The 24,082-nt window shown below is 73.4% G+C and carries 23 protein-coding genes; 9 read left to right on the top strand and 14 right to left on the bottom strand.

Annotated elements, in window-relative coordinates; all coding sequences use genetic code 11:
- Window positions 1-226: 226 nt before the first annotated feature.
- Window positions 227-1,222, top strand: a complete 996-nt coding sequence (locus ACFQH9_RS01405; protein WP_379563305.1) for an ABC transporter substrate-binding protein — start codon at window positions 227-229, stop codon at window positions 1,220-1,222.
- Between the two features lie 158 nt (window positions 1,223-1,380).
- On the opposite strand, the gene ACFQH9_RS01400 is transcribed toward ACFQH9_RS01405, so the two are convergent.
- The 9 genes from ACFQH9_RS01400 to ACFQH9_RS01360 all read right to left on the bottom strand — a co-directional run bounded on the left by ACFQH9_RS01400 (window position 1,381) and on the right by ACFQH9_RS01360 (window position 11,011).
- On the bottom strand, window positions 1,381-2,754 hold the full coding sequence (locus ACFQH9_RS01400; RefSeq protein ID WP_379563303.1) for a lysine N(6)-hydroxylase/L-ornithine N(5)-oxygenase family protein: 1,374 nt from the start codon (window positions 2,752-2,754) through the stop codon (window positions 1,381-1,383).
- Between the two features lie 277 nt (window positions 2,755-3,031).
- Entirely contained in the window at window positions 3,032-3,655 is a 624-nt protein-coding gene (locus ACFQH9_RS01395) for a TetR/AcrR family transcriptional regulator (RefSeq protein ID WP_379563301.1), read from the bottom strand.
- 16 nt (window positions 3,656-3,671) lie between these two features.
- On the bottom strand, window positions 3,672-4,823 hold the full coding sequence (locus tag ACFQH9_RS01390) for an acyl-CoA dehydrogenase family protein (RefSeq protein WP_379563299.1): 1,152 nt from the start codon (window positions 4,821-4,823) through the stop codon (window positions 3,672-3,674).
- 12 nt (window positions 4,824-4,835) lie between these two features.
- A complete protein-coding gene (locus ACFQH9_RS01385) occupies window positions 4,836-5,597 on the bottom strand; it encodes a 3-hydroxyacyl-CoA dehydrogenase (RefSeq protein WP_379563297.1) in 762 nt (253 codons plus the stop codon).
- 80 nt (window positions 5,598-5,677) lie between these two features.
- Window positions 5,678-6,823: a thiolase family protein gene (locus tag ACFQH9_RS01380; RefSeq protein WP_379563295.1), complete on the bottom strand. Its 1,146-nt coding sequence runs from the start codon at window positions 6,821-6,823 to the stop codon at window positions 5,678-5,680.
- A gap of 698 nt (window positions 6,824-7,521) precedes the next feature.
- Window positions 7,522-8,679, bottom strand: a complete 1,158-nt coding sequence (locus ACFQH9_RS01375) for an ABC transporter substrate-binding protein (protein WP_379563293.1) — start codon at window positions 8,677-8,679, stop codon at window positions 7,522-7,524.
- Window positions 8,676-9,503 carry an ABC transporter permease gene (locus ACFQH9_RS01370; RefSeq protein WP_379563291.1) on the bottom strand — a complete coding sequence of 276 codons (828 nt, stop codon included), beginning with the start codon at window positions 9,501-9,503 and terminating at the stop codon, window positions 8,676-8,678. The genes ACFQH9_RS01375 and ACFQH9_RS01370 overlap by 4 nt, the downstream gene beginning before the upstream one ends.
- Window positions 9,500-10,297: an ABC transporter ATP-binding protein gene (locus ACFQH9_RS01365; RefSeq protein WP_379563289.1), complete on the bottom strand. Its 798-nt coding sequence runs from the start codon at window positions 10,295-10,297 to the stop codon at window positions 9,500-9,502. Before ACFQH9_RS01365 ends, ACFQH9_RS01370 begins: the two co-directional genes overlap by 4 nt.
- 111 nt (window positions 10,298-10,408) lie before the next feature.
- On the bottom strand, window positions 10,409-11,011 hold the full coding sequence (locus ACFQH9_RS01360) for an ABC transporter permease (protein WP_465269508.1): 603 nt from the start codon (window positions 11,009-11,011) through the stop codon (window positions 10,409-10,411).
- Window positions 11,012-11,414: 403 nt separating this feature from the next.
- Between ACFQH9_RS01360 and ACFQH9_RS01355 the strand changes: the two genes are divergently transcribed.
- Genes ACFQH9_RS01355 through ACFQH9_RS01340 form a run of 4 tightly spaced genes read left to right on the top strand, consistent with a single transcriptional unit; the run spans window position 11,415 to window position 15,953 of the window.
- Window positions 11,415-12,257 (top strand): nitrilase-related carbon-nitrogen hydrolase, encoded by an 843-nt coding sequence (locus tag ACFQH9_RS01355; RefSeq protein ID WP_379563285.1) that lies wholly within the window; start codon window positions 11,415-11,417, stop codon window positions 12,255-12,257.
- On the top strand, window positions 12,254-13,549 hold the full coding sequence (locus ACFQH9_RS01350; protein ID WP_379563283.1) for an aspartate aminotransferase family protein: 1,296 nt from the start codon (window positions 12,254-12,256) through the stop codon (window positions 13,547-13,549). The genes ACFQH9_RS01355 and ACFQH9_RS01350 overlap by 4 nt, the downstream gene beginning before the upstream one ends.
- Window positions 13,546-14,937, top strand: a complete 1,392-nt coding sequence (gene hydA, locus ACFQH9_RS01345; protein ID WP_379563281.1) for a dihydropyrimidinase — start codon at window positions 13,546-13,548, stop codon at window positions 14,935-14,937. The genes ACFQH9_RS01350 and hydA overlap by 4 nt, the downstream gene beginning before the upstream one ends.
- A gap of 14 nt (window positions 14,938-14,951) precedes the next feature.
- Window positions 14,952-15,953, top strand: coding sequence for a TIGR03842 family LLM class F420-dependent oxidoreductase (locus ACFQH9_RS01340; RefSeq protein ID WP_379563279.1), 1,002 nt, complete (start codon window positions 14,952-14,954; stop codon window positions 15,951-15,953).
- Here ACFQH9_RS01340 and ACFQH9_RS01335 read toward each other — a convergent pair.
- The 3 genes from ACFQH9_RS01335 to ACFQH9_RS01325 all read right to left on the bottom strand — a co-directional run bounded on the left by ACFQH9_RS01335 (window position 15,923) and on the right by ACFQH9_RS01325 (window position 18,104).
- Entirely contained in the window at window positions 15,923-16,531 is a 609-nt protein-coding gene (locus ACFQH9_RS01335) for a TetR/AcrR family transcriptional regulator (protein ID WP_379563277.1), read from the bottom strand. The genes ACFQH9_RS01340 and ACFQH9_RS01335 overlap by 31 nt on opposite strands.
- Before the next feature lie 17 nt (window positions 16,532-16,548).
- Window positions 16,549-17,568 (bottom strand): NAD(P)-dependent alcohol dehydrogenase, encoded by a 1,020-nt coding sequence (locus ACFQH9_RS01330; protein ID WP_379563275.1) that lies wholly within the window; start codon window positions 17,566-17,568, stop codon window positions 16,549-16,551.
- 68 nt (window positions 17,569-17,636) lie between these two features.
- Window positions 17,637-18,104 (bottom strand): DUF1059 domain-containing protein, encoded by a 468-nt coding sequence (locus ACFQH9_RS01325; protein ID WP_379563273.1) that lies wholly within the window; start codon window positions 18,102-18,104, stop codon window positions 17,637-17,639.
- Between the two features lie 282 nt (window positions 18,105-18,386).
- Here ACFQH9_RS01325 and ACFQH9_RS01320 point away from each other — a divergent pair, with 282 nt between their 5' ends.
- On the top strand, window positions 18,387-19,526 hold the full coding sequence (locus ACFQH9_RS01320) for an inorganic phosphate transporter (protein ID WP_379563271.1): 1,140 nt from the start codon (window positions 18,387-18,389) through the stop codon (window positions 19,524-19,526).
- A gap of 11 nt (window positions 19,527-19,537) precedes the next feature.
- On the top strand, window positions 19,538-19,768 hold the full coding sequence (locus ACFQH9_RS01315) for a hypothetical protein (RefSeq protein ID WP_379563269.1): 231 nt from the start codon (window positions 19,538-19,540) through the stop codon (window positions 19,766-19,768).
- On the opposite strand, the gene ACFQH9_RS01310 is transcribed toward ACFQH9_RS01315, so the two are convergent.
- Both ACFQH9_RS01310 and ACFQH9_RS01305 read right to left on the bottom strand, forming a co-directional pair.
- The gene (locus tag ACFQH9_RS01310; protein ID WP_379563267.1) at window positions 19,750-21,015 is read right to left on the bottom strand and encodes an acyl-CoA dehydrogenase family protein; all 1,266 of its coding nucleotides are present in this window, start codon (window positions 21,013-21,015) and stop codon (window positions 19,750-19,752) included. The two genes, ACFQH9_RS01315 and ACFQH9_RS01310, sit on opposite strands and share 19 nt — an antisense overlap.
- Window positions 21,008-22,201 carry an acyl-CoA dehydrogenase family protein gene (locus ACFQH9_RS01305; protein WP_379563265.1) on the bottom strand — a complete coding sequence of 398 codons (1,194 nt, stop codon included), beginning with the start codon at window positions 22,199-22,201 and terminating at the stop codon, window positions 21,008-21,010. Before ACFQH9_RS01305 ends, ACFQH9_RS01310 begins: the two co-directional genes overlap by 8 nt.
- Window positions 22,202-22,352: 151 nt before the next feature.
- Between ACFQH9_RS01305 and ACFQH9_RS01300 the strand changes: the two genes are divergently transcribed.
- Window positions 22,353-22,715 (top strand): DUF3040 domain-containing protein, encoded by a 363-nt coding sequence (locus ACFQH9_RS01300; RefSeq protein WP_379563263.1) that lies wholly within the window; start codon window positions 22,353-22,355, stop codon window positions 22,713-22,715.
- Between the two features lie 162 nt (window positions 22,716-22,877).
- Window positions 22,878-24,082, top strand: a 1,205-nt coding sequence (locus ACFQH9_RS01295; RefSeq protein ID WP_379563261.1) for a helicase-related protein, incomplete at its 3' end; no start/stop codon positions are given.

Here is a 24,082-nt window from a genome sequence, read left to right as displayed (position 1 = left end):
GCCTTCCGCGAGCCGCTGGTGCCGGTGCGGGTCGGTGTGGTCGCACGAGGCGCTCGTCGCCGCGGACGGGGTGTACGTGCGGCTGGGGCGGCGTGGACGCAGCACCGCCGAGGCATCCGATGCGCGAACCGGTGGGGAATCGGACACATCACCCCGAATTGACACGGCCACGTTGGTTAGGCAAACCTCACCGGGTCGATGATCGTCGTACCCGGAAGGACCCTGCATGTCGTACGCTCCCCGCCCGGGCCGCCGCGCCGGGCGCACCGCTCTGCGGGCGCTCGCCGCGGCCGCCCTGACCGCGCTCGTGGCCGCCGCGTGTTCGAGCCCGCCGCAGGCCCCCTCGACCACCGCACCTTCGCCGTCCGCGGCGGCGCGGAACGCCTTCCCGGTGACCCTCACGCACGCCTACGGCGAGACGACGATCCCGGTCGAGCCGACCCGAGTCGTCACCATCGGGTTCAACGAGGGCGACTTCGCGCTGGCCCTCGGCGTGGTGCCGCTGGCCGAGCGCGAGTTCTTCGGCGGGTTCGACTGGCAGAACCGGCCCTGGGCCACGCAGGCCAAGAACGGTGCGCAGCCCGTCGCGCTCGCGTCGAGCGAGCTGCCGCTGGAGACGATCGCCGGGCTGAAGCCGGACCTGATCCTCGGCGTGTACTCGTACATCGACCAGCCGACCTACGAGCGGCTCTCCGCCATCGCCCCGACCGTCGCCCCGCCGACGCCCAGCGGCGAGGGCGCCGCCGCGACCTGGCAGGAGCAGACCCGGATCACCGGGCGGGCGCTCGGTCGCAGCGACCGCGCCGAGCAGGTGATCGCCGAGACCGAGCAGAAGCTGGAGGACGCGGCGGCGCCGTCGTTCGCCGGCAAGAAGCTCGCGATGGACTTCATGGTCGACCCGACCCCGTACAAGCTGGGCACGGACGACCTGCGCGCGCAGCTGTTCACCGGCCTCGGGTTCGACGTCCCGGCCACCACCGAGACGCTGAGCCCGGAGACGCTGACCCCGCTCGACCAGGACGTGATCGTCTCGTTGGGCCGCACGCAGGCGCAGTACGACTCCCCGGTGTTCCAGAACCTCGACGCCGTGAAGCAGGGCCGGGTCGTGAACATGGGCGGCTACACCACCCCGTTCGCCGGCGCGCTGGGCTACTCCAGCCCGCTGAGCCTGCCGTACGCGGCGGACATGGTGGCACCGAGGCTGACCGAGGTCCTCGGCTGATTCGCCTCCGTCACGGAGCACGGCGCGCCCGGTCATCTCCGAGGACCGCCACCTGGTTCCGTGACGCGATCCACGAGCCCCGAAAATCGCTTTGTGGTTCCATAGCGCGCTCCTCGGGTCTCCAGAAGCGCGTCATGGCTCCATGACGACTGCCTGTATCAGGCGGTGAGCACGCGCGCGGGTGCGGGGGTGGTCGCGCCGGCCAGCGCCGCCGCGATCTCCCCCGCCCGCACCGCGACCGTGGAGAGCAGGGTCGAGGTGATGCCGTGGGTGTGCTCCGTCGCGCCCTGCACGAACAGCCCGACCTCGACGGGCCGGCCCTGCGGGGTCGCACCCGTGGCCAGCCGGTAGTCGCGGCGGACCTCGGGGCGCCCGGCGTCGTCGCGGGTGCAGGCCGCGGCGAGCGCGGGGTCGAGCAGCCAGAGCGGATCGGTGGGCCGGTAGCCCGTCGCATAGACGACGACGTCGGCCGTCAGCACGTCCCGCGTCCCGTCGATCAGGGACTCCACGGCCAGTTCGACCCGGTCGCCGGCGTCGACGACGTCGGCCACCCGGGAGACGTTGTGGAAGCGCAGTCGCTCCCGCCCGGCGACCCGCTCGTGGTAGTGCCGCCGGTACAGGTCGGTGATCAGGTCCGGATCGACCACGGAGTAGTTCGTGTTCGCGTGGTAACCCATGATCATCTTCTTCACGGGGTCGGGCGCGGCGTAGAAGTCGTCGACGGCGGCCGGGTCGAAGATGCGGTTGGCGAAGGAGCTGTCGTCGGCCGGGCTGTAGCCGTAGCGCGCGAACACCGCGTGCACCTCGGCGTCGGGGAAGGTCCGGTGCAGGTAGTCGACGGTCTCGGCGGCGCTCTGGCCGGCCCCGACGACGGCGCAGCGCGCCGCCGACCGCAGGTGCGGCGCCCGGTTCAGCAGGTCGCGGTTGTGCCAGACCCGAGGCCCGAGGGCGACCCCGCGCGGGACGTTCGGGGTGAGCCCGGTGGCCAGCACGACGTTGCGCGCCCGGAGCCGCACCGGCCCGCTGTCGCCGTGGAAGCCGACGACCTCGGCGAGCCCGATCGTCCCGTCTCCCTCGACCGGCACGACCTCGGTGACCTCGGCGCCGTACTCGACCACGCCGGCGAACCGCTCCGCGGCCCACTCCAGGTAGTCGTGGAACTCCAGCCGGGTCGGGAAGGCGCTGCCGTAGTTGATGAAGTCGACGAGCCGGCCGCGGTCGTGCAGGTAGGCCAGGAAGGTGAACGGGCTGGTCGGGTTCCGCAGCGTGACCAGGTCCTTGAGGTACGAGATCTGCATCGTCGCGTCCTCGAGGAGCATTCCGCGGTGCCAGCCGAACCGTTCCTGCCGCTCGACGAACCGGTAGCTCAGCCGCTCCTCCGGCGCGGCGGCGGCGTTGTGCTCGGCCAGCGCGACCGCCAGCGCCAGGTTCGACGGTCCGAACCCGATCCCGACGACGTCGACCACCTCCACGCCGTCGGCCGCCCGCTCGGCGCGCGGGTGGTCGGGGGTGTGCGGGGGCGCGACGGTCATCGTGTCCTCTCGGTGCCCGGCGTCAGGCACAGTCGGCGAGCCTCTTTACTCAGGGCAGGCTAACTTTCCTACCTCCGGGACTCACGGCTCCGGGTGGGTGATCCGGATCGCGCGCCGGCACGCTGCGTCGCGAGGTGGAGGGGTGCGCTGGTCCGACCGTGCGCGCCGACGGTCCCCAGCACGCCGCCGGCGTTCGGGCCCGGGTTCACGTCGTCAGAAGTCGGGTTCTCCACGAAGAAGCAACCCGGGTGGGCGACGTCGCGTCGCAGAACGGGCGTCAGAGCGCCAGCAACGTCCGGACGAGGTCCTTCCACTGCGCGACCAGCGGATCGGTGGCGTGGTCGCGCGGGTCGAAGGCGTAGGTCAGGGCCGCCCCGCGCATGCTCGTGAGCAGGATGTCGCGGAGCTGGCGGAAGCGGGGGTGCCCGGCGAGCTCGTCGCCGAACATGCGCGCCATGGACTCGCGGATCGCGGCGCCCAGGCCGCGCTCGGTCGGCCGCAGCGCCCCGGCGATGTCCCGATTGGACCGTGCGGCCGTCCACAGCTCGATCGCGGCCCAGAAGTGGGGCTCGGAGAAGCTCTCCCACAACAGCTCGACGACGCGGTCGGCCCGGGCGCGGACGTCGTGGGTGCCCTCCCCGTCGAGCAGCCGCGTGAGCCGTTCCTCGGTGTCCTGCACGCGCTTGGCGGCGAGGTGCCCGGCGGCGGCGACCAGCAGGAGGTCGCGCGAGGGGAAGTGGTGCAGCAGGCGGCCGCGGGAGACGCCCGCGCCGGCCTGGATGGTGAGGGTGGTGGCGCCGGAGTAGCCGCCCTCGACGAGGGCGGCCACCGCGGCGTCCAGGATCCGGGCGCGGCTGTCGCTGGTCCGCTGCGCCCGGGTCCGGGGTTCGGTGCCCGTCATGAGGTCACAGGCGAGGTCACAGGCCGAGCGAGCGGCCAATGACCTCCTTCATGATCTCCGTGGTCCCGCCGTAGATGCGGGTGATCCGGGCGTCGGCGTAGGCCTTCGCGATCGGGTACTCGTTCATGTACCCGTACCCGCCGTGCAGCTGCAGGCAGCGGTCGACGACCCGGCCCTGCAGCTCGGTGCACCAGTACTTGGCCTTGCTCGCGTCGACGGCGGTGAGCTCGTCCGCGTTGAGCGCGCGGATGCAGTCGTCGACGTAGTGCCAGGCCAGGTCGATCTCGGTGGCGATCTCGGCGAGCACGAACTTGGAGTTCTGGAACGAGCCGATCGGCTGGCCGAAGGCCTTGCGCTCCTTGACGTACTCCAGCGTCCAGGTCAGCGCGGCCTCCGCCGCGGCCACACCCGCCACGGCGATCGACAGCCGCTCCTGCGGGAGCTTGGTGACCAGCTGGGTGAAGCCCTGGCCCTCCGACTCCCCCAGCAGGTTGGCGACCGGCACCCGGACGTCGGTGAACGACAGCTCGGCGGTGTCCTGCGCGTGCTGGCCGAGCTTGTCGAGGTTGCGGCCGCGCTCGAAGCCCTCCATGCCCCGCTCGAGCACGAGCAGGGACATGCCCTTGTGCTTCTGCGTGGGGTCGGTCTTCACCGCGGTGATCACGACGTCCGCGTTGATCCCGTTGGTGATGAAGGTCTTCGCCCCGTTGACGACGTAGTGGTCGCCCTCGCGGCGCGCCGTCGTCGACATGGAGGCCAGGTCCGAGCCGATGCCCGGCTCGGTCATCGCGATCGCGGTGATCAGGTCACCCGAGACGATGCCGGGCAGCCAGCGCTTCTTCTGCTCCTCGTTCGCGTACGTGAGGAAGTAGGGCATGCAGATGTCGTTGTGCAGCGTCAGGCCGAGGCCCGAGCCGCCGCACCCGGCGCGCATGAGCTCCTCGATGATCACGGCGTTGAAGCGGAAGTCCTTGACCCCGCCGCCGCCGTACTCATCGGGCACGTCCATGCCGAGGAAGCCGTTCTTCCCGGCCTTCGCGAACACCTCGCGCGGGACGATGCTGTCCCGGTTCCACTGCTCGTCGTGCGGGGCGATCTCGACCTCGACGAACTTCCGGAACGACTCCCGGAAGGCCTCGTGGTCGCTCTCGTAGAGGGTGCGCTTCATGGTGCGGACCTCCTAGCGGGGCGCCATGCGGATGGCGCCGTCGAGGCGGATGACCTCGCCGTTCAGCATCGGGTTGGCGACGATGTGGGCGGCGAGCAGACCGTACTCGCTCGGCTTGCCCAGCCGGGCCGGGTGCGGAACCTGCTTGCCCAGCGACTCCTTGGCCTCCTCGGGCAGCCCGCCCAGCAGCGGGGTCTCGAACAGCCCGGGCGCGATGGTGTTGACCCGGATCTGCGCGCTCGCGAGGTCGCGGGCGATCGGCAGGGTCATGCCGACGACGCCGCCCTTCGACGCCGAGTAGGCCGCCTGCCCGATCTGGCCCTCGAAGGCCGCGACGGACGCCGTGTTGACGATGACGCCGCGCTCGCCGTCGACCGGCTCGTTCTGCACCATCCGCTCCGCGGCCAGCCGGATCACGTTGAACGTGCCGATCAGGTTGACCGTGACGACCTTGGTGAACGCGTCGAGCGGGAAGGCGCCCTGCTTGCCGACGGTCTTGATCGCGTTGCCGATGCCGGCGCAGTTGACGGCGACGCGCAGCGTGCCCAGCTCGGCGGCCTTGTCGAGGGCCGCGGTCACCTGGGCCTCGTCGGTGACGTCCGCGGCGGCGAAGACGACCTTGTCGCCCAGCTTCTCCGCGATCTCGGCGCCCTGCGACGACGGCAGGTCGACGATGACGACCGACGCGCCGGCGTCGAGCAGGGTCTCGGCGGTGGCCAGGCCGAGACCGGAGGCGCCGCCGGTGACGAGCGCGACCTGTCCGGTGATGTCCATGGGGTGAGGAACCTCCAGCTCGGTGGGGGAAGTGACGAGGGCGCGGCGCCCGGCCGGCGCCGCGCCCTCGGGGGAGTGGGTCAGAGCAGCTCGAGGATGGTGGCGTTGGCCTGGCCGCCGCCCTCGCACATCGTCTGCAGGCCGTAGCGGATCCCGTTGTCGCGCATGTGGTGGATCATCGTGGTCATGATCCGCGCGCCGGAGCCGCCCAGCGGGTGGCCCAGGGCGATCGCGCCGCCGTCGGGGTTGAGCGCCTTGACGTCGGCGCCGATGTCCTTCAGCCACGCCAGGGGCACCGGGGCGAAGGCCTCGTTGACCTCGAAGGTGCCGATCTCGTCCAGCTTCAGGCCGGACCTCTGCAGGGCCTTCTGCGTGGCCGGGATGGGCGCGGTCAGCATGATCACCGGGTCGGCCCCGGCCAGGACCGCCGTGTGCACGCGGGCGATCGGGGTCAGGCCCAGCTCGGCGGCCTTCTCCGAGGTGGTCATCAGCAGCGCGGCCGAGCCGTCCGAGATCTGCGAGGCGTTGCCCGCGTGGATGACGCCGTCCTCCTTGAAGACGGTCTTCAGCTTGGCCAGGCCCTCGACCGTGCCGCCGGGGCGGATGCCCTCGTCCTTGCTGACGACGGTGCCGTCCGGCAGCGTGACCGGAGCGATCTGGGCGTCGAAGCGGCCCTCGTTCTGCGCCGCCGCGGCCTTCTCGTGGCTGGCGAGGGCGAACTCGTCGAGCTCGGTGCGGGAGAAGCCCCACTGCTCGGCGATCATCTCCGCGCCGATGCCCTGGTTCGGGAACACCCCGTTGTAGCGGGCCAGGAACTTCTCGCCGAGCGGGTTCTGGCCGTTGGACGAGGAACCCATCGGGACGCGGGACATCGACTCGACGCCGCCGGCGACGACGACGTCGTACTGTCCCGCGATCAGGCCCGCGGCGGCGAAGTGCACGGACTGCTGGGAGGAGCCGCACTGGCGGTCGACGGTCACGCCGGTGACGGTCTCCGGGAAGCCGGCGGCGAGGGCGGCGGTACGGGCGATGTCGAGGGTCTGCTCGCCGACCTGCGACACGCAGCCCCAGATCACGTCGTCGATCGCGGCCGGGTCGACGCCGGCACGCTCGGTGAGCGACGTCAGGACGTGGGCCGACAGGTCGGCGGGGTGGACGCCGGACAGCGACCCGTTGCGCTTGCCGACGGGGGTGCGCACGGCTTCGACGATGACTGCATCACGCACGGTCGAGCTCCTTGTCTCGCGGGTGAGGTCGCAGCGGACTGCTGCCGACGGTGCCCGCGCGGGAGCGCCGTCGCCTTGTTCCGCACCGTAGCAGCGAAACAGTCAGTTCTGACCGCCCCGACGGTGTGGCGAACAGAACACTCGTTCAGATCGCCAGGTCAGTGCGATCGGGGTGGACGAGGCGCTCGGGCAGCTCCGGGGCCCGCGCCACCGGTCGGCCGGTCGATCCGCGGACGTGACCGTTCGACACCCCGCGCCACCGCGGGGTCGCGACACACCTGCCCTGGCCCGCCGGCACACCTGACGCGATCGCGACACACGCCGTCGACGGCCCGTGCGGCGCCCCGTCGGGTGTGCCGGCATCGCGCGCGCCGGGCAGCGGCAGGTGCGGGAGCGCGGACCGGGCCGCGGCTCTCCCCTCGTCCGTCCGCCGGCTCGCACATCCCAGGGAGCGAGCCACACCCCGTCGACGGGGTGTGGGGCACGGCGACGCGGTGTGCGGCGGTGCCGCAGTGGGTGTGGGAGGCACACGGACGCCGATCACAGGTGGAGGGCGTCCGAGAACTCCCGACCCGCGGTGCCAGAACTCCCGACTCGCGGTGCCAGAACTCCCGACTCCCCGGGCCGGAACTCCCGACTCGCGGGCGGGCGGCCGCNCGGGCCTCGTGGCCCGGGCGCCTCGTCGGGGTGTGGCTAGGCTAGTTGCCGCCGGGGTTCAGGGTGACGGTCTCGGGCCGGTAGTTCGTGCCCACGACGTCCACCCCCTCGCCCTTGAGCATGTCGATCGCCTTCGTCACGTAGTCGTTGGTGTAGGCCTGCGGGTCGGGGTCCTTGGTCAGCACCGTCTGGCCGTCCGCGTTGACCGCGGTGCGGGCCACGTTCACCGTCTGCGCCCACGCCGCCGGGTCGATCGTGCCCGCGCCCGCGGCCGGCGAGGGCCAGATCAGCTTGTTGACCTCGTTGACCTGCCACAGCTGGTGGCTGGCGCCGAGCTTGGAGCCGGCCTTGACCACGATGTCGCGGCAGGCGGCGACGTTGTCCCGGCAGTACGCCCAGCCCTTGATCGACGCCGCGACGAACCGCACCGTCCGGTCCTGGTAGGCCGGGTCGGAGAGCTTGTCCGTGCTCGCCCAGATCGCGTCCTGCAGCATCGCGGTACCGTCGGTGTTCCAGTCGACGACCGTGAAGTCCGACGGCTGGTACAGCTGCCCGGTCGCCGGGTTCTGCGCCTCCAGCACCTGCGCGTACTCGTTGTACGACATGGCCTGCGCCGCGTCGATCTCGCCCGAGAGCAGCGCCTGCATGTCGAACTGCTGCTGCACGAGCGTGACGTCGGAGGGCTTCAGGCCGGCCTTGGTCATGCCCGCGAACAGCTCGAACTCGTTGCCGAAGCCCCAGTTGCCGATCTTCTTCCCGGCGAACTGCGTGGGCTCGGTGATGCCCTTGGTCGCGAACGCCACCTGCCGGGTTCCGGAGCGCTGGAAGATCTGCGCGACGTCCGTGATCGCCGCGCCCTGCTCGCGGGAGGCCAGGGCCTTGGGCACCCACGCGATCGCGTAGTCCGCCTGCCCCTGTGCCAGCACCGTCTGCGGGACGATGTCGACGCCGCCCTCCTTGATCCGGACGTCGAGCCCCTTCTCACGGTAGTAGCCCTGGTCGATCGCCGCGAAGTAGCCGGCGAACTGGCCCTGCGTGAACCACTGCAGCTGCAGGGTCACCGGCTGCAGCCCGCCGGCCGCGGTCGTGGCACCACCCGAGGCCTGCTGTCCCGCGGGTGTGGTGGAGCAGGCGGCGAGCGCGACCGCCGCGACGGCGCCGATCGCGGCCAGGGTCCGGCCGAAACGGGGTCTTCTCACGGGCCACCTCCGGGTCGGTTGCGTGTCACGAGCCGCTCGGCGAGCAGCCCGGCGAGGAAGAACAGCAGCCCCAGGACGATCGAGGCGGCGACGAAGGCCCACGCACGGGCGTAGGCGGTGTTGGCGGCGGCCGAGGAGATGCGGCTGCCCAGCCCGTTCTGCAGCCCGCCGAAGTACTCGGCGACGATCGCGGCGATCACCGCGGCGGGTGCGGCCAACCGCAGCCCGGTCATCACGTACGGGACCGCGCCGGGCAGCCGGACGAACCGGGTGTACTGACGACGGGTGGCCGCCAGGGCGATCATCAACTGGTCGTGCACCGGGCGGACCTGACGGAGCCCGCGGGCGGTCGAGACGTACACGGGCACCACGACCACGACCGTCACGACGAGCCGGCGCGGGATCTCGGTGGTGGAGCCGAACATCGTGGTGAAGACCGGCGCCAGCGCGACGATCGGGATCGCGCTCGCGGCCAGCACCACGGGCGTGAGCAGGTCCGCCACCACCCGCACACCGGCGGCGAGGATCGCGAGCAGCACCCCGAGGGCGAACCCGAGGACCAGCCCGACCAGGGCGTTCCCGCCGGTGACCAGGGTCGTCTCGAGGATCACCGGGAGCTGGGCGCCGATCTGCTCGGCGATCGCCGTCGGCGCGGGCAGCAGGAAGGCCGGCAGCCCGCCGACCGTGACGACCAGCTGCCAGACCACCAGGACCGCGATCCCGAAGAGCACCGGCGCGACGACGACCGACACCCCCCGGAACCGCCGGCCCGGCCCGGTGACCGCCCCGACCCCGCCCGCCGCGGGCTCGTGCCCCGCGCTCATCCCGGCTGCCCGTCGATCGCGGCCCCCTTGCGCAGCGCCTCCCGCACCGCGGTGACGGCCTCGAAGAAGGCACCGGACTCGCGGACGTCCTCCACGGCGTCGGGCACCAGGTCGTCCCCGGCCACCGGGGGCCGCCGCCCGCCGACGACCTCGGTGATCCGCCCCGGCCGCGGCGACATCACGACGACCCGGTCCGAGAGGACGACGGCCTCGGGGATCGAGTGCGTCACGAACAGCACCGCCGCCCCGGTCTCCCCCGCGATCCGCAGCAGCTCGGCCTGCATCCGCTCGCGGGTCATCTCGTCGAGGGCCCCGAACGGCTCGTCCATCAGCAGCAGCCGCGGGCTCGGCGCGAGCGCGCGGGCGATCGCGACCCGCTGCTGCATCCCGCCGGACAGCTCGGCCGGCCGGGACCCGGCGAACTCCGCGAGCCCGACGAGCTCGAGCAGCTCCACCGCCCGGCGCCGCCGCTCCGCCTTCCCGACCCCGTGGACCTGCAACGGCAGCTCGACGTTCTCGGCGACCGTGCGCCAGTCGAGCAGGCCGGCCTGCTGGAACGCGATGCCGTAGCGCTGGTCGAGCCGGGCCTGCCGGGCGCTCGAGCCGGTGACCGCGACGGTCCCGGCGGTGGGTTCCTCGAGGTCCGCGACCACCCGCAGCAGGGTCGACTTGCCGCAGCCGGACGGGCCGATCAGCGACACGAACTCGCCGTCGCCGACGGTCAGGTCGACGCCGGCGAGCGCGCGCACCGACCCGAAGGTCTTGTCGACCCCCTGCAGCTCGACGGCGGTCACGCGACCGCTCCGCGGTAGCGGCGCAGCGCCAGCTCCAGCAGGCCGACCGCGCCCGCGGCCACCAGGCCCAGGACGGCCGCGCCGAGGATCGCGGCGTACATCTGCGAGGGATCACCGGTGGCGGACTGGGCGTACTCGATGATCAATCGTCCGATCCCGCCGCGGGTCCCGGTGGAGATCTCCGCGACGATCGCCCCGACGNCGCCCCGCCGCCAGGCGCACGGCCGGGACCAGGTGCGGGACGGACGCGGGCAGCCGCAGCCGCAGCAACGTGGTCCACCAGCCGGCGGCCAGGCTGCGGAACATCTCGACGTCCGCCTTCCGCGGCGAGGTGAGCCCCCGCAGCATCCCGACCGAGATCGGGAAGAAGGCCAGGTAGGAGGAGATGACCATGACGCTGGCCCAGGGCTCCCAGGCCCAGCCGGCGATGGCGATCTTCCCGCCCCACCCCGCGACCAGCGGCGCGATCGCGATGAGCGGGACGGTCTGCGAGGCGATCACGTAGGGCAGCACCGCCTTCTCGGCCACCGCGAACCGTTGCATGAGCAGGGCGAGCAGCATCCCCGCGAGCCCGCCGAGCACCAGCCCGCCCAGCGCGAGGCCGAGCGTGAACAGCGCCCCGGACGCGATCGCGGCGCCCACCGAGCGCGGCTCCGCCGCCCCCGCGACCTCCGGCGCGCCCAGCCTCGCCAGCACCGTCCACACGTGCGGCATCGCGGCGTCGTCGGTGCGCGGCAGGAGCCGGGTGCCGCCGATGGTCACGCCGCCGGCGGGCAGCACCAGCTTGGCCAGCTCCCACAGCACGACCAGCAGGACGAAGGCCGCGACGGCCGACCCCGCGGCCCGCAGCCGTGTCCTCCCCGTGCTCCGCATGGCACCCCCTCGCTCGTCCGCGTGATCCGGACGAAGGCGAATCCTGAGAGGTTGGCATGACGGCGGCGTTACCGACAGGTTCCCAGTGCCCCCAGCCGGCCCCGCTCGGTCACGACTCGGCAACGGGGTGACAGGCCGCGTACCGGAGGTGACGGTCCCGGGTCGCGGTGCCGATGCCCCTTGCGCGGCGGGCCGTCCCGGCAGCAAGGTGACCGCTTCACGTTCCGCGCGAAGGGGGGCTTCCATGGCACGTACCGTCCGGGCCGCGATCCTGCAGGCCAAATGGACCGGCGACACCGCGTCCATGATCGACGTGCACGAGTCCTACGCCCGCGCCGCCGCCGAGCAGGGCGCCCGGGTCATGGGCTTCCAGGAGGTCTTCAACGCCCCGTACTTCTGCCAGGTCCAGGAGGCCGAGCACTACCGCTGGGCCGAGCCGGTGCCGGACGGGCCGACGGTGCAGCGGATGCAGGCGCTGGCGCGGGAGACCGGCATGGTGCTGGTGGTACCGGTCTTCGAGATCGAGAGCGCCGGCAACTACTACAACACCGCCGCGGTGATCGACGCCGACGGCACCGTGCTGGGCAAGTACCGCAAGCACCACATCCCACAGGTCAGGGGCTTCTGGGAGAAGTACTACTTCAAGCCCGGCAACCTCGGCTGGCCGGTGTTCGACACGGCGGTCGGCAAGGTCGGCGTCTACATCTGCTACGACCGGCACTTCCCCGAGGGCTGGCGGGCGCTCGGGCTGGCCGGCGCGGAGATCGTGTTCAACCCCAGTGCGACCAGCCGCGGGCTCTCCGCGTACCTCTGGCAGCTCGAGCAGCCGGCGGCCGCGGTGGCCAACGAGTACTTCGTCGCCGCGATCAACCGGGTCGGCGTGGAGGAGTACGGGGACAACGACTTCTACGGCACCAGCTACTTCGTCGACCCGCGCGGGCAGTTCGTCGGCGACGTCGCGTCCGGCACGGAGGAGGAGCTGCTCGTCCGGGACCTCGACCTGGACATGATCGAGGAGGTCCGGCAGCTGTGGGCCTTCTACCGCGACCGCCGGCCCGACGCGTACGGCCCGCTGGTGGAGTCGTGAGCGAGCTGTACGACCGCACCCGCGCGGTCCTGCCCAGCTGGCTGGCGCTCTACTACGCCGAGCCGATCGAGCTCGACCACGGCGCCGGCCGGCACGTCTGGGACGCCGACGGGAACCGCTACCTGGACTTCTTCGGCGGCATCCTCACCACCATGACCGAGCACGCGCTGCCGGCGGTCACCGAGGCCGTCGCCGCGCAGGCCGCGAAGATCATCCACTCCTCGACGCTCTACCTGAACCGGCCGATGGTGGAGCTGTGCGAGGAGATCGCCGAGGTCTCCGGGATCCCCGACGCCAAGGTCTTCCTCACCACCAGCGGCACCGAGGCCAACGACGCCGCGCTGCTGCTGGCCAGCGCCCGCAACGGAGCGAACCAGATCCTGGCGCTGCGCAACAGCTACCACGGGCGGTCCTTCTCCACGATCGGGATCACCGGCAACAGCTCCTGGTCGCCGACCTCGCTCTCGCCCTTCCAGACCTACTACGTCCACGGTGGACAGCGGTACCGGTCGCCCTTCGCGCACCTGTCCGACGAGGACTTCGTGCGGGCCTGCGTCGCCGACCTGACCGACGTGCTCGACCAGACGGACGGGCGGGTGGCGGCGCTGATCGCCGAGCCGATCCAGGGTGTCGGCGGCTTCACCTCCGGGCCCGACGGCGTGCTGGGCGCCTTCGCCGAGGTGCTGCGGGCCCGGGACATCCTCTGGATCTCCGACGAGGTGCAGACCGGATGGGGGCGGACCGGCGAGCACTTCTGGGGCTGGCAGGCCCACGGGGGCACCCCCGACATCGTCACCTTCGCCAAGGGCGTCGGGAACGGGCTGTCGATGGGCGGGGTGATCGCGCCCGCGTCCGTCATGGACGGCCTGCCCGCGAACTCGATCTCCACCTTCGGCGGCAGCCCGATCACCTCGGCGGGGGCGCTGGCGAACCTGCGGCACCTGCGCGAGCACGACCTGCAGGGCAACGCGGCCAAGGTCGGTCCGATCCTGCTCGACGGGCTGAGGGCGCACCCGTCGCCGATCGTCGGCGACGTCCGGGGCAAGGGCCTGATGATCGGCGTCGAGCTGGTCGAACCGGGCTCCGGGACACCCGGCCGGCCCGCGCCGGCGCTCGCCGCGGCGGTGCTGGAGGGCTGCCGGGAGCGCGGGCTGCTGGTCGGCAAGGGCGGCCTGCACGGCAACGTCCTGCGCATCGCTCCCCCGCTGTCGCTCACGGTCGAGGAGGCCGAGGAGGGGCTGGCGATCCTGGTCGACGCCCTGTCCGCGGCGACCCCCGAGGAGGCGTCGTGAGCACCCTGGCGATCCGCGGCGGGACGGTGGTCACCGCCGCCGACGAGATGGTCGCGGACGTCCTGGTCGACGGCGAGACGGTCGTCGCGCTCGCCGCGCCCGGGGCGCTGGACCTCCGCGCGGACACCGAGCTCGACGCGGCGGGCCGGTACGTGATCCCGGGCGGGGTCGACGCGCACACCCACATGGAGATGCCCTTCGGCGGGACGTTCGCCGCGGACACCTTCGAGACCGGCACCCGCGCGGCGGCCTGGGGCGGCACGACCACGATCATCGACTTCCCGATCCAGTCCGTCGGCCGGTCGCTGCGCGAGGGCCTGGACGCCTGGCACGAGAAGGCGGCCGGGAAGTGCGCGATCGACTACGGCTTCCACATGATCCTGGCCGACGTCACCGAGTCCTCGCTCAAGGAGATGGAGGTGCTCGTCGGCGAGGGCGTGACCAGCTTCAAGCTGTTCATGGCCTACCCCGGCGTCTTCTACAGCGACGACGGGAAGATCCTGCGCGCCATGCAGAAGGCCGGCGAGACCGGCGGGTTGATCATGATGCACGCGGAGAACGGCATCGCGATCGACGTGCTGGCGGAGCAGGCGCTCGCGCGCGGGCAGACCGACCCGCGCTACCACGGCGACGTCCGGCACGCGCTGCTCGAGGCCGAGGCGACCTACCGCGCCATCCAGCTCGCCCGGGTCGCCGGCGCGCCGCTGTACGTGGTGCACCTGTCCGCCCAGCAGGCGCTCGCGGAGATCGCGCACGCCCGCGAGACCGGCGTCAACGCCTTCGCCGAGACCTGCCCGCAGTACCTGTTCCTGTCCACGGAGGACCTGGCGCGGCCGGACTTCGAGGGGGCCAAGTACGTGTGCTCCACGCCGTTGCGGCCGGCCGAGCACCAGGCCGCGTTGTGGCGGGGGCTGCGCAACGACGACCTCTCGGTGGTCTCCACCGACCACTGCCCCTTCTGCTTCAAGGGGCAGAAGGAGCTGGGGCGCGGGGACTTCACGAAGATCCCGAACGGGCTGCCGGGGGTCGAGACCCGCATGGACCTGCTGCACCAGGGCGTCGTCGACGGGCACATCTCGCGGCGGCGGTGGATCGAGCTCGCGTGCGCCACCCCGGCGCGGATGTTCGGCCTCTACCCCCGCAAGGGCACGATCGCGCCCGGGTCCGACGCCGACATCGTGATCTACGACCCGACCGCGGAACACACGCACTCGGCGGCCACGCACCACATGGCCGTCGACTACTCCTGCTACGAGGGCCGGACCACCACCGGCAGGGTCGAGACCGTGCTCTCCCGCGGCAAGGTGATCATCGCGGGCGGCGAGTACCTCGGCTCACCCGGGCACGGCACGTTCCTGCCCCGCGACACCTGCCAGTACCTGCGCTGATCGGAGTGAGGGCGATGGACATCGGCCTGGTGCTGCAGACGGACCCGCCGGCGTCGACGGTCGTCGACCTCATGGCCCGGGCCGAGGGGCTCGGGTTCACCCACGGCTGGACCTTCGACTCCCACGTGCTGTGGCAGGAGCCGTTCGTGATCTACAGCCGGATCCTCGAACGGACCTCCCGGCTGGTCGTCGGGCCGATGGTCACCAACCCGGGCACCCGGGACCGGACCGTGCTCGCCTCGCTGTTCGCCACGCTCGACGACATGTTCGGCCCGCGCACGATCTGCGGCATCGGGCGCGGGGACTCGGCGATGCGGGTGCAGGGCCGGCCGCCGACCACGCTGGCCCGGCTCGAGGAGTCGATCGCGGTGATCCGCGGGCTCACGGCCGGGCAAGCGGTCGACCTGGGCGGCACCCAGGTCCGGATCCCGTGGGTGCGCGAGGGCGCGCCGGCCGTCCCGGTCTGGGTCGCGGGGTACGGGCCGAAGGCGCTCGCGCTGGCCGGGCGGTGCGCCGACGGGTTCGTGCTCCAGCTGGCCGACCCGTACCTCGTGGAGTGGACGGTCAAGACCGTGCGCGCCGCCGCCGCCGACGCGGGCCGCGACCCCGACGCGATCACCATGTGCGTGGCCGCGCCCGCGTACGTCACCGAGGACCTGGCGCACGCCCGCGACCAGACGCGCTGGTTCGGCGGCATGGTGGGCAACCACGTCGCCGACCTGGTGACCCGCTACGGCGAGACCTCCGCGGCGGTGCCGGCCGAGCTCACCGGCTACATCAGGGGCCGCGCGGGCTACGACTACAGCCACCACGGCCGGGCCGGCAACCGCTCGACCGACTTCGTGCCCGACGAGGTCGTCGACCGGTTCTGCCTGCTCGGGCCGCCCGCGGCGCAGCGGGAGCGGCTCGCCGAGCTGGCCGCGCTCGGCGTGGACCAGTTCGCGGTCTACGCCATGCACGACGACCGGGGGGCGACGATCGAGGCCTACGGGGCGGAGGTCATCGGGCGGGTGTGAGCGCGCCGGTCCCCGGGCCCGTCCGCGGCCGGCCGGATGCCGAGCGCGGGGACCAGCCGGCGGTGCAGGTAGCCGCGCAGGGCGTCCTCGTCCGCGGCGTCGCCGTCGAACCACACCAGGGACAGCAGGAACCGGATGACGGTCTCGGCGATCTCGTCGAGCTCGGCCTCCAGCTCCGGCTGGAACCGGAGCACCGGGCTGAGGAACCGCTTCGTCATCGCCAGCGCCTCGGCCGACAGGCTGGCCCTGGCCAGCGCGAACGTCGACCGGTCCGGGAAGGCGACGGGGGCCAGCGCCGGCTGGGTGCGGAACTCGTAGCGGGCGCGCAGCGTGGTCTCCACGACGAGCTCGGCCGCCGAGCCCGCCCCGCGTGCGCTCTCCCAGATCCGCTCCACGATCTGCTCGGACAGCCGCAGCAGGGCCGACTCCACGAGCTGCTCGCGCGAGCCGAAGTGCCGGTACACCGTGGGCCGCGAGACCCCGGCCCGCCCGGCGACGGCGCTCAGCGACGTGCCGTCGAACCCCGTGGCGGCGAGGCACTCGACCGCGGCGTCGAGTATCCGCGTACGCACGTCCACACCGGCATTCTCGCAGCTCAGTCGCCGGGACGGATCACCGACTTGATCGCGGTACGGTCACGGCTCGGAGCCGTGAGGGCCGCCTCCGTGTCGGCCAGCCCGTAGTGGCCCGTGACGAGCGCGTCGAGATCGACCCGGCCGGAGGCGGCGAGCGCGATCGCCGCGGGCCAGGTGTTGGCGTAGCGGAAGGTGGCGGTCAGCTCGATCTCCCTGCGCTGCAGGGAGCCGAGCGGCAGCGCGAGGTCGGCCGATCCGCTGCCGACCAGCACCGCGCGGCCCGCCGGCGCCAGCACCTCCAGCGCCGCGCGGGTGGCGCCGGGGTGTCCGGAGCACTCCAGCAGCACCTCCGGCTCGAGCCCGTCCAGGTGCGAGCGGGACACGTCCACGGTGGCCGTCGCGCCCAGCCCGGCGGCCACCTCCAGGCGGTGCGCGTTCACGTCGGCGACGACGACCTTGGCGGCGCCCGCCGCCAATGCGACCTGGGTGGCGACCAGCCCGATCGGACCGGCGCCGTTGACCAGCACGCGGCTGCCGGGGCCGACCCCGCCCTTGCGCGCGGCCCACACCCCGACGGAGAGCGGTTCGAGGAGGGCCGCCCGGTCGTCGTCGAGGGAGTCCGGCACGGGATGGGCGAAGGCCTCGTGGACCACGACGTACTCGGCGAGGGCGCCGTCGACCGGGGGCGTCGCGAAGAACTCCATCCGCGGGCAGAGGTTGTAGCGGCCCGCGAGGCACTGTGCGCAGGTGAAGTCCGGGCGGCCCGGCTCGATCGACACCCGCGTGCCCCGCCCGACCCGGGTCACCCCCTCCCCCAGCGCGACGACCTCGCCGGACGGCTCGTGCCCGAGCACCAGCGGCGCCTCGACCACGAAGTCGCCGATCCGGCCGTGCTCGTAGTAGTGCACGTCCGAGCCGCACACCCCGACCGCGGCCACCCGGACCAGCACCTCGCCGGGGCCGGGCTCGGGGACCGGCCGCTCCTCAAGCACGATCTCGCCGATCCGCCGCAGCACCGCGGTCCGCATCGAGGCAGGCATGTCCCCAGGGTGCCCGCCGGACCGGGATCCGTCGCCCCGGAGCGGACGCGGACCGGTAGGCCCGGCGCTCAGGGCGCCATGACCCGCGTGACGTCGAGGTTGCGGAAGGTCGGCTCGCCCTTCGCCAGGGCCGTCAGCTGCTCGGCGATCCGCTGCGTGGCGGGGTGCTTCGAGTTGCGCATCGCGGCCTCGTAGTCCGGGAAGCCGACGAACTGCACGTACCGGCCGGGCCGGTCCCGGTCGACCGTCATCACGGACCAGCCCGCCGTGCGCGCGTCGCCGATGCCCTCCAGCCACTCCGCCTCGAGCTCCGCGAACCGCCCGATGTCGTCCGCGTCGAACTCGATGACCTGGACGAAACCGCCCTCGGCGACCTCCAGCGGCTCGGCGGCCGGCGTCATCGCCCCCCGGATGCCGTCCCGCAGCTCCTCGTCGTCCGTGTGGCCGTGCACGTCGACCGCGTGCGCGACGGCGGCGCGCAGCACCTCCTCCGGCTCGCCCGCGATCGTCAGGGTGCAGTTCGAGTCGCTCGGCATGGTGCGACAGTCGACCGTCATCCTCGCCATGGCGTCCTCCCGGTCCGGCTCGCGCGGCGCGCGGGGGGCCTCACTGCACACCGGGCCGGTGGCGCCGTCTGTACGTAGTTCCGGACGGAGCCGTCCGGCCGTGTCCGGACCTCCGGAAGGAGCAACGGCGGACCTGGCGGGGGTGATCGACGGCGCAGCCGCCGCGTCTCGGTTTCGCCGTCCGTTCACCCTCCGTTCATCCGGTGAACCTACCGTTTCGTCCGGCAATACCTCTGGAGAAGCGGCGGGGTCATGGATCTGTCCCTCATCGTCATCGTGGTCGTGGTGACCGCGTTGATCTTCGATTTCACCAACGGCTTCCACGACACCGCGAACGCGATGGCCACCTCCATCGCCACGGGGGCCCTGCGGCCCAAGGTCGCCGTCGCCGTGGCCGGCGTGCTCAACCTGGTCGGCGCCTTCCTGTCCGTGGAGGTCGCCAAGACGATCTCCAGCGGCATGATCGACGAGGCGAAGATCACCCCGGTGGTCATCTTCGCCGGGCTCGTCGGCGCGATCGTGTGGAACCTGCTGACCTGGCTGCTGGGGATGCCCTCGAGCTCCTCGCACGCCCTGTTCGGCGGGCTGATCGGTGCCTCGCTGGTCGCGGCCGGCGTCGGCGCCGTCCACTTCGGCACCGTCCTCACCAAGGTCGTCATCCCGGCGCTGATCTCCCCCGTGCTGGCGGGGCTGGTCGCCCTGATCGGCACCTACATCGGCTACCGCGCCACCGCCCGCGCCGACCGCGGCACGGTGACGAAGGGTTTCAAGGCCGGGCAGATCGTGTCCGCGTCCATGGTCGCGCTGGCCCACGGCACCAACGACGCGCAGAAGACCATGGGAGTGATCACGCTGACGCTGATCACCGCCGGCGTGCTGGCGCCGAACTCCGGTCCGCCGTTCTGGGTGATCGCCTCGGCCGGCCTCGCGATCGCGCTCGGCACCTACCTCGGCGGCTGGCGGATCATCCGCACGCTCGGCAAGCGGGTCAGCGAGATCGAGTCGCCGCAGGGCTTCGCGGCCGAGACCTCCGCGACCGCCGTCATCCTCGCCTCCTCGCACCTGGGCTTCGCGCTGTCCACCACCCAGGTCGCGACCGGCGCGATCTTCGGCGCGGGCGCCGGGCGCCGGCTCGCCGGGGTGCGCTGGGGGGTCGCCGGCCAGATGGCGATCGCCTGGATCCTGACCCTGCCCGCGGCCGGGATCGTCGGCGCCGCGGCGGCGTGGGTCGCGTCGAGCGGCACCGTCGGCACCGTGGTGGTGGCGGTCGTCGGCGTGGCCGTGGCCGCCGGGATCTACGCGGCGTCCAGGCGCAGGCCGGTCACCGCCGAGAACGTCAACGACGTCCCCGCCCCGCAGCCGGCCGCGCAGCCGGTGCGGCTCGCGGCCTGAGGGAGGAACGCATGAGCATCGCCTGGGGTGCCCTCGGCACCGTCGTGGTCGCGTCGCTGGTCGTCGGGGTCGCCGTCATCGCGCTGGTCGCGTTCGCCCTGGTCGGGCTGTCCGCCCGGAGCCAGCCCGCCGTCGTCGGACGCCGGGGGCTGAGCCCGGCCGCCGGCACCGTCGTCGCCGGGCTGTGCCTGGCCGCCACCGCGCTGATCGTCGGCTACGGGCTCTACGTCATCGTGTCGTGACCCGCTCCGCTCCCCGGANGCGCTCGTTCTGGGACGTCGTGGAGCTGCTGGTCACCGGCGTCGCGTTCGGGCTGATCGGGCTGGACCTGCGGGGAGTCGTCGCCCGACGCGGTGTCCAGCACCAGCCGGGCGATCCGCGCCCGGTGCTGCTCGGCGCTGCCCAGCAGGGCGGCGTCGGTGACGGCCCGCTTGTAGTACAGCTGCGCCTGGTACTCCCAGGTGAAGCCGATGCCGCCGTGCAGCTGGACGGTGTCGGCGGCGATGCGCGCGAAGGCCTCCGACGCGGTGCCCTGGGCGATGCTGGCGGCCAGCGCCGGGTCGTCCGAGCCGTCACCGAGCGCCCACGCCGCGTGGTAGGCCGCCGAGCGGGCGTGCTCGAGGTCCACCAGCATGTCCGCCAGGCGGTGCTTCACGGCCTGGAACGAGCCGATCGGCCGGCCGAACTGCAGCCGCCCCTTCGCGTACTCCACGGTGAGGTCGAGCAGGTGCTGCGAGGCGCCGACCTGCTCCGCGGCCAGCAGCACCGAGCCCACGACGAGCGCGTGCCCGATCACCCGCTCCGCCTCGTCCGGGCCGGCGAGCAGCCGGGCCGGGGCGTCGGTGAGGCGCACCGTGGCCTGCCGGCGGGTCAGGTCCAGGGTGGTCAGCGGCGTCCGCTCCACCCCGTTCGCGGCCGCGTCGACGGCGAACAGCGCCACGCCGTCCGGGCCGGTGGCGGCCACCAGCAGGTCGTCGGCGGCGGCCGCGTCGACCACGCGCTCGACGGTGCCGGACAGCGTCCAGTCGTCGCCCGCGCGGGTGGCCTCCACGGCCACCGCGGAGGCGTCGAACCCGCCCGCGCGGTCGGCGACGGCGACCGCGGCGGTCCGGGTGCCCTCCACGAGCGGGCCGAGCAGCTCCGAGCGCACCGGGCCGTCCGAGGCGGCGACGAGCGCGGGGATCGCCAGGAGGACCGTGCCGAACACCGGGCCCGGGTACAGCGCCGCCCCCAGCTCCTCGACCGCGACGGCCTGGTCGACGAGCGTGCCGCCGACCCCGCCCTGCTCCTCCGGCACCGAGAGCCCCAGCACGCCGAGCTCGGAGCCCAGCCGCGTCCACGCCTTGGGGTCGAACCCGGGCTCGGACTCCATCAGCCGCCGGACCGTCTGCTCGTCGGCGTTGTCCGCCGCGAACCTCCGCACCGCGGAACGCAGCTCCCGCTGCTCCTCCGAGAAGACGAAGGGGCGGGCCTCCTGCTGGTCAGCCACGGGGGATCTCCTTCCAGGGCTTGCCGGCGTCGGCGCGCAGGTCGCCGGGCAGGCCCAGCACCCGCTCGCCGAGGATGTTGCGCAGCACCTCGGAGGTGCCGCCCTCGATGGTGTTGGCGCGGCTGCGCAGGAAGCGCTGCTGCAGCGGGCCGCGCCAGTCGTCCGTGCGCTCCATGTCCCGCATCGTGTAGTCGTGGTACAGGATCCCCTCGGGCCCGAGGAGGTCCATGCAGAACTCGTAGACCTGCTGGTTCAGCTCGGCGCCGACGAGCTTGCCCACCGAGCCCTCCGGGCCCGGACCGCCGACCGTGGCGGTGGCGCGGGAGCGCTCGGAGGTCAGCCGCTGGGCCTCGGCCCGCAGCCACAGCTTCGCCAGCCGGTCCTCGAGCACCGGGGTGTGCAGGTCGGGGCGCGCGGCCCAGAGCGCGACCGCGTCGGCGATCGTGCCGGTGCCGCGGCGGCTGCCGCTCGCGCCGATCGAGCTGCGCTCGTTCATCAGCGTGGTCATCGCGACCCGCCAGCCGTCGCCGACCGCCCCGAGCCGGTGGGCGTCGGGGATGCGGACGTCGGACAGGTAGACCTCGTTGAACTCGGCCTGGCCGGTCATCTGCCGCAGCGGCCGGGTCTCGACGCCCGGCCCCTTCATGTCGACGACGAAGTAGCTCAGGCCCTTGTGCTTCGGCGCGTCCGGGTCGGTGCGGGCCAGCAGCAGCGCCCACCCCGCCTCGTGCGCCAGCGAGGTCCACACCTTCTGCCCGTTGACCACCCAGTCGTCGCCGTCGCGGACGGCGGAGGTGGCCAGCCCGGCCAGGTCGGAACCGGCGCCGGGCTCGGAGAACAGCTGGCACCAGATGTGCTCGGTGGTCGCGAGCGGGCGCAGCCACTCGCGCTTGAGCTCGTCCGTCTGGGCGTGCTCGCGCAGCGTCGGCGCGGCCATGCCGTAGCCGATGGGGTTCAGGGCGAACGGGACCGGTCCGCCCGCGTCCTGCAGGATGCCGTCCGCCACGGCCTGCAGGCCGCGGGAGACGCCGAGGCCGCCGAGGCCCTCGGGGAAGTGGACCCAGGAGAGGCCGGCATCGAAACAGGCGGCGAGGAACTCCCGCGTCGGGACGCTCGTCGGGTCGTGCTCCTGCACGACCTTCCGCGCGGCGTCCGCGACCCGGGACGAGTCGGCAGCGGTGCTCATGCCGCGAACGATATGTGATGAACGCTCGTTAAGATAGGGCCCTCCTCCCTCCCGGGCCGCTCGCCCCGCGCGGACGGCTGTTCACCGACCGGCCGGGGGTCGCAGCACCCTTGGAGTGTCGGGATCCGCACGTCAGGGGTATGCAGGAGGGGTGAGCGTCCCGGAGTCCCGTCCCCCGCGCCTGACCGATGCCGAACGCCAGCAGCTCGAGGAGCTCGAGCGCCGCCTGGTCGGCCAGTTCCCCGATCTCGACCACCGCTTCAGCGACACCGGCGGCGCCGCCCACGCCGCGCCCGCCGAGCTCCGCACCGCCCGCGCCGTCTTCGCCGTGATCGCCCTGGTCATGGTGGTCGTGGCCGCCGGGGTGGACGGCGCCGGCGGGGCGTTGGCCGTGCTGCTGAGCATCGGCGGCACCGTCGGCATCCTCGCCCTGGTCGGCCGCAACCTCGCCCGCGCCCGCGCCGCGGTGGAGGCCACCACCCGACGCCGCGCCGACAGCGGCACCGAGGTCTGACCGGACCCACCCGAACCGGCGGGCCGCCCCGGCCCACCGCGGAGACCGGCGCACGCGGGCGCCCGCTCCTGCCCCGCCGTGTGCCCGCGACCAGGTCGCCCGCTCCCGGCCCCGCCGTGCCCGCCGCCGTCGCTCACCGGCCCTGCGGGCACACTGCGGGTCGTGCCCGCCCTCGTCGCCGATCCCGGCGTGCTCCCCGACCTGCCCGTCCGGGCGGCGCTCCCCGCGGTCACCGGCACGCTCACCGCGCACGGCACCGCCGTCCTCGTCGCGCCGCCGGGCACCGGCAAGACCACCCTCGTCCCGCTCGCGCTGGCCGACGCCGTCGACGGCCGGGTGGTCGTCGCCGAGCCCCGGCGGGTGGCGACCCGGGCCGCCGCACGGCGGATGGCCGCGCTGCTCGGCGAGGAGGTCGGCGGCCGCGTCGGCTACTCCGTGCGCGGTGACTCGCGCACCTCGGCCGAGACCCGCGTCGAGGTGGTGACCTCCGGGCTGCTGCTGCGCCGGCTGGCCCGCGATCCCGAGCTGCCGGGGATCGGGGCGGTGGTGCTCGACGAGTGCCACGAGCGGCACCTCGACGCCGACCTGCTGCTCACCCTGCTGCTCGACGCGCGGGAGGGGCTCCGTCCGGACCTGCCGCTGCTCGCCGCGTCGGCCACCGTCGCGGCCGGCCGGCTCGCGGCGCTCCTGGGCGGCACGGAGCCCGCCCCGGTCGTCGAGGTCGAGGCCCGGACGCATCCGGTCGCGGTCCGGCACCTGCCGCCGCAGCGGGGCGAGCGGATCGAGGCGTGCGTGGCGCGCGGGGTCCGCGCGGCGCTCGACCGGACCGACGGGGCGGTGCTCGCCTTCCTGCCCGGGGTGCCGGAGATCCGCCGCACCGAGGCCGCCCTGGCCGGGCTCGGGGTTCCGGTGCTGCCCCTGCACGGGCGGTTGCAACCGGCCGAACAGGACGCCGCCCTGCACGGCGTCGGACGGCGGGTGGTACTGGCGACCTCGATCGCCGAGTCGAGCCTGACCGTGCCCGGCGTGCGCGCCGTCGTCGACTCGGGGCTGGCGCGGGTGCCCCGGGTCGACCACCGCCGCGGCCTCGCCGGGCTGGTCACGATCCCGGAGTCGGCCGCCGTGGCCGAGCAGCGGGCGGGCCGCGCGGGGCGGGAGGCGCCGGGCGAGGCGTACCGCTGCTGGGCCGAGGGGCAGGTGCTGACCCCGTTCCCGGAGCCGGAGATCCGTACCGCCGACCTGACCCGCCTCGCCCTCGACCTCGCCGCCTGGGGCACGCCCGACGGCTCCGGCCTGCGCTGGTGGGACGCCCCGCCGGAGGGCCCGCTGGCGGCCGGCCGCGAGGTGCTGCGGGCGCTCGGGGCGGT

This window comes from Pseudonocardia lutea, assembly GCF_042658055.1.
GTDB lineage: Bacteria > Actinomycetota > Actinomycetes > Mycobacteriales > Pseudonocardiaceae > Pseudonocardia > Pseudonocardia lutea.
Note: the sequence above shows the minus strand (reverse complement) of the source record. Positions and strands in the feature narration are given on the sequence as shown.

Bases quoted from the DNA above. Each gene is read 5' to 3' on its own strand.
- ACFQH9_RS01325 (WP_379563273.1), bottom strand. From the start codon at position 18,104: ATGCCGAGCGACTCGAACTGCACCCTGACGATCGCGGGCGAGCCGGAG.
- ACFQH9_RS01400 (WP_379563303.1), bottom strand. From the start codon at position 2,754: ATGACCGTCGCGCCCCCGCACACCCCCGACCACCCGCGCGCCGAGCGG.
- ACFQH9_RS01390 (WP_379563299.1), bottom strand. From the start codon at position 4,823: ATGAAGCGCACCCTCTACGAGAGCGACCACGAGGCCTTCCGGGAGTCG.
- ACFQH9_RS01385 (WP_379563297.1), bottom strand. From the start codon at position 5,597: ATGGACATCACCGGACAGGTCGCGCTCGTCACCGGCGGCGCCTCCGGT.
- ACFQH9_RS01340 (WP_379563279.1), top strand. From the start codon at position 14,952: ATGGACATCGGCCTGGTGCTGCAGACGGACCCGCCGGCGTCGACGGTC.
- ACFQH9_RS01330 (WP_379563275.1), bottom strand. From the start codon at position 17,568: ATGCCTGCCTCGATGCGGACCGCGGTGCTGCGGCGGATCGGCGAGATC.
- ACFQH9_RS01315 (WP_379563269.1), top strand. From the start codon at position 19,538: ATGAGCATCGCCTGGGGTGCCCTCGGCACCGTCGTGGTCGCGTCGCTG.
- ACFQH9_RS01395 (WP_379563301.1), bottom strand. From the start codon at position 3,655: ATGACGGGCACCGAACCCCGGACCCGGGCGCAGCGGACCAGCGACAGC.
- ACFQH9_RS01305 (WP_379563265.1), bottom strand. From the start codon at position 22,201: ATGAGCACCGCTGCCGACTCGTCCCGGGTCGCGGACGCCGCGCGGAAG.
- ACFQH9_RS01320 (WP_379563271.1), top strand. From the start codon at position 18,387: ATGGATCTGTCCCTCATCGTCATCGTGGTCGTGGTGACCGCGTTGATC.
- ACFQH9_RS01355 (WP_379563285.1), top strand. From the start codon at position 11,415: ATGGCACGTACCGTCCGGGCCGCGATCCTGCAGGCCAAATGGACCGGC.
- ACFQH9_RS01405 (WP_379563305.1), top strand. From the start codon at position 227: ATGTCGTACGCTCCCCGCCCGGGCCGCCGCGCCGGGCGCACCGCTCTG.
- ACFQH9_RS01370 (WP_379563291.1), bottom strand. From the start codon at position 9,503: ATGAGCGCGGGGCACGAGCCCGCGGCGGGCGGGGTCGGGGCGGTCACC.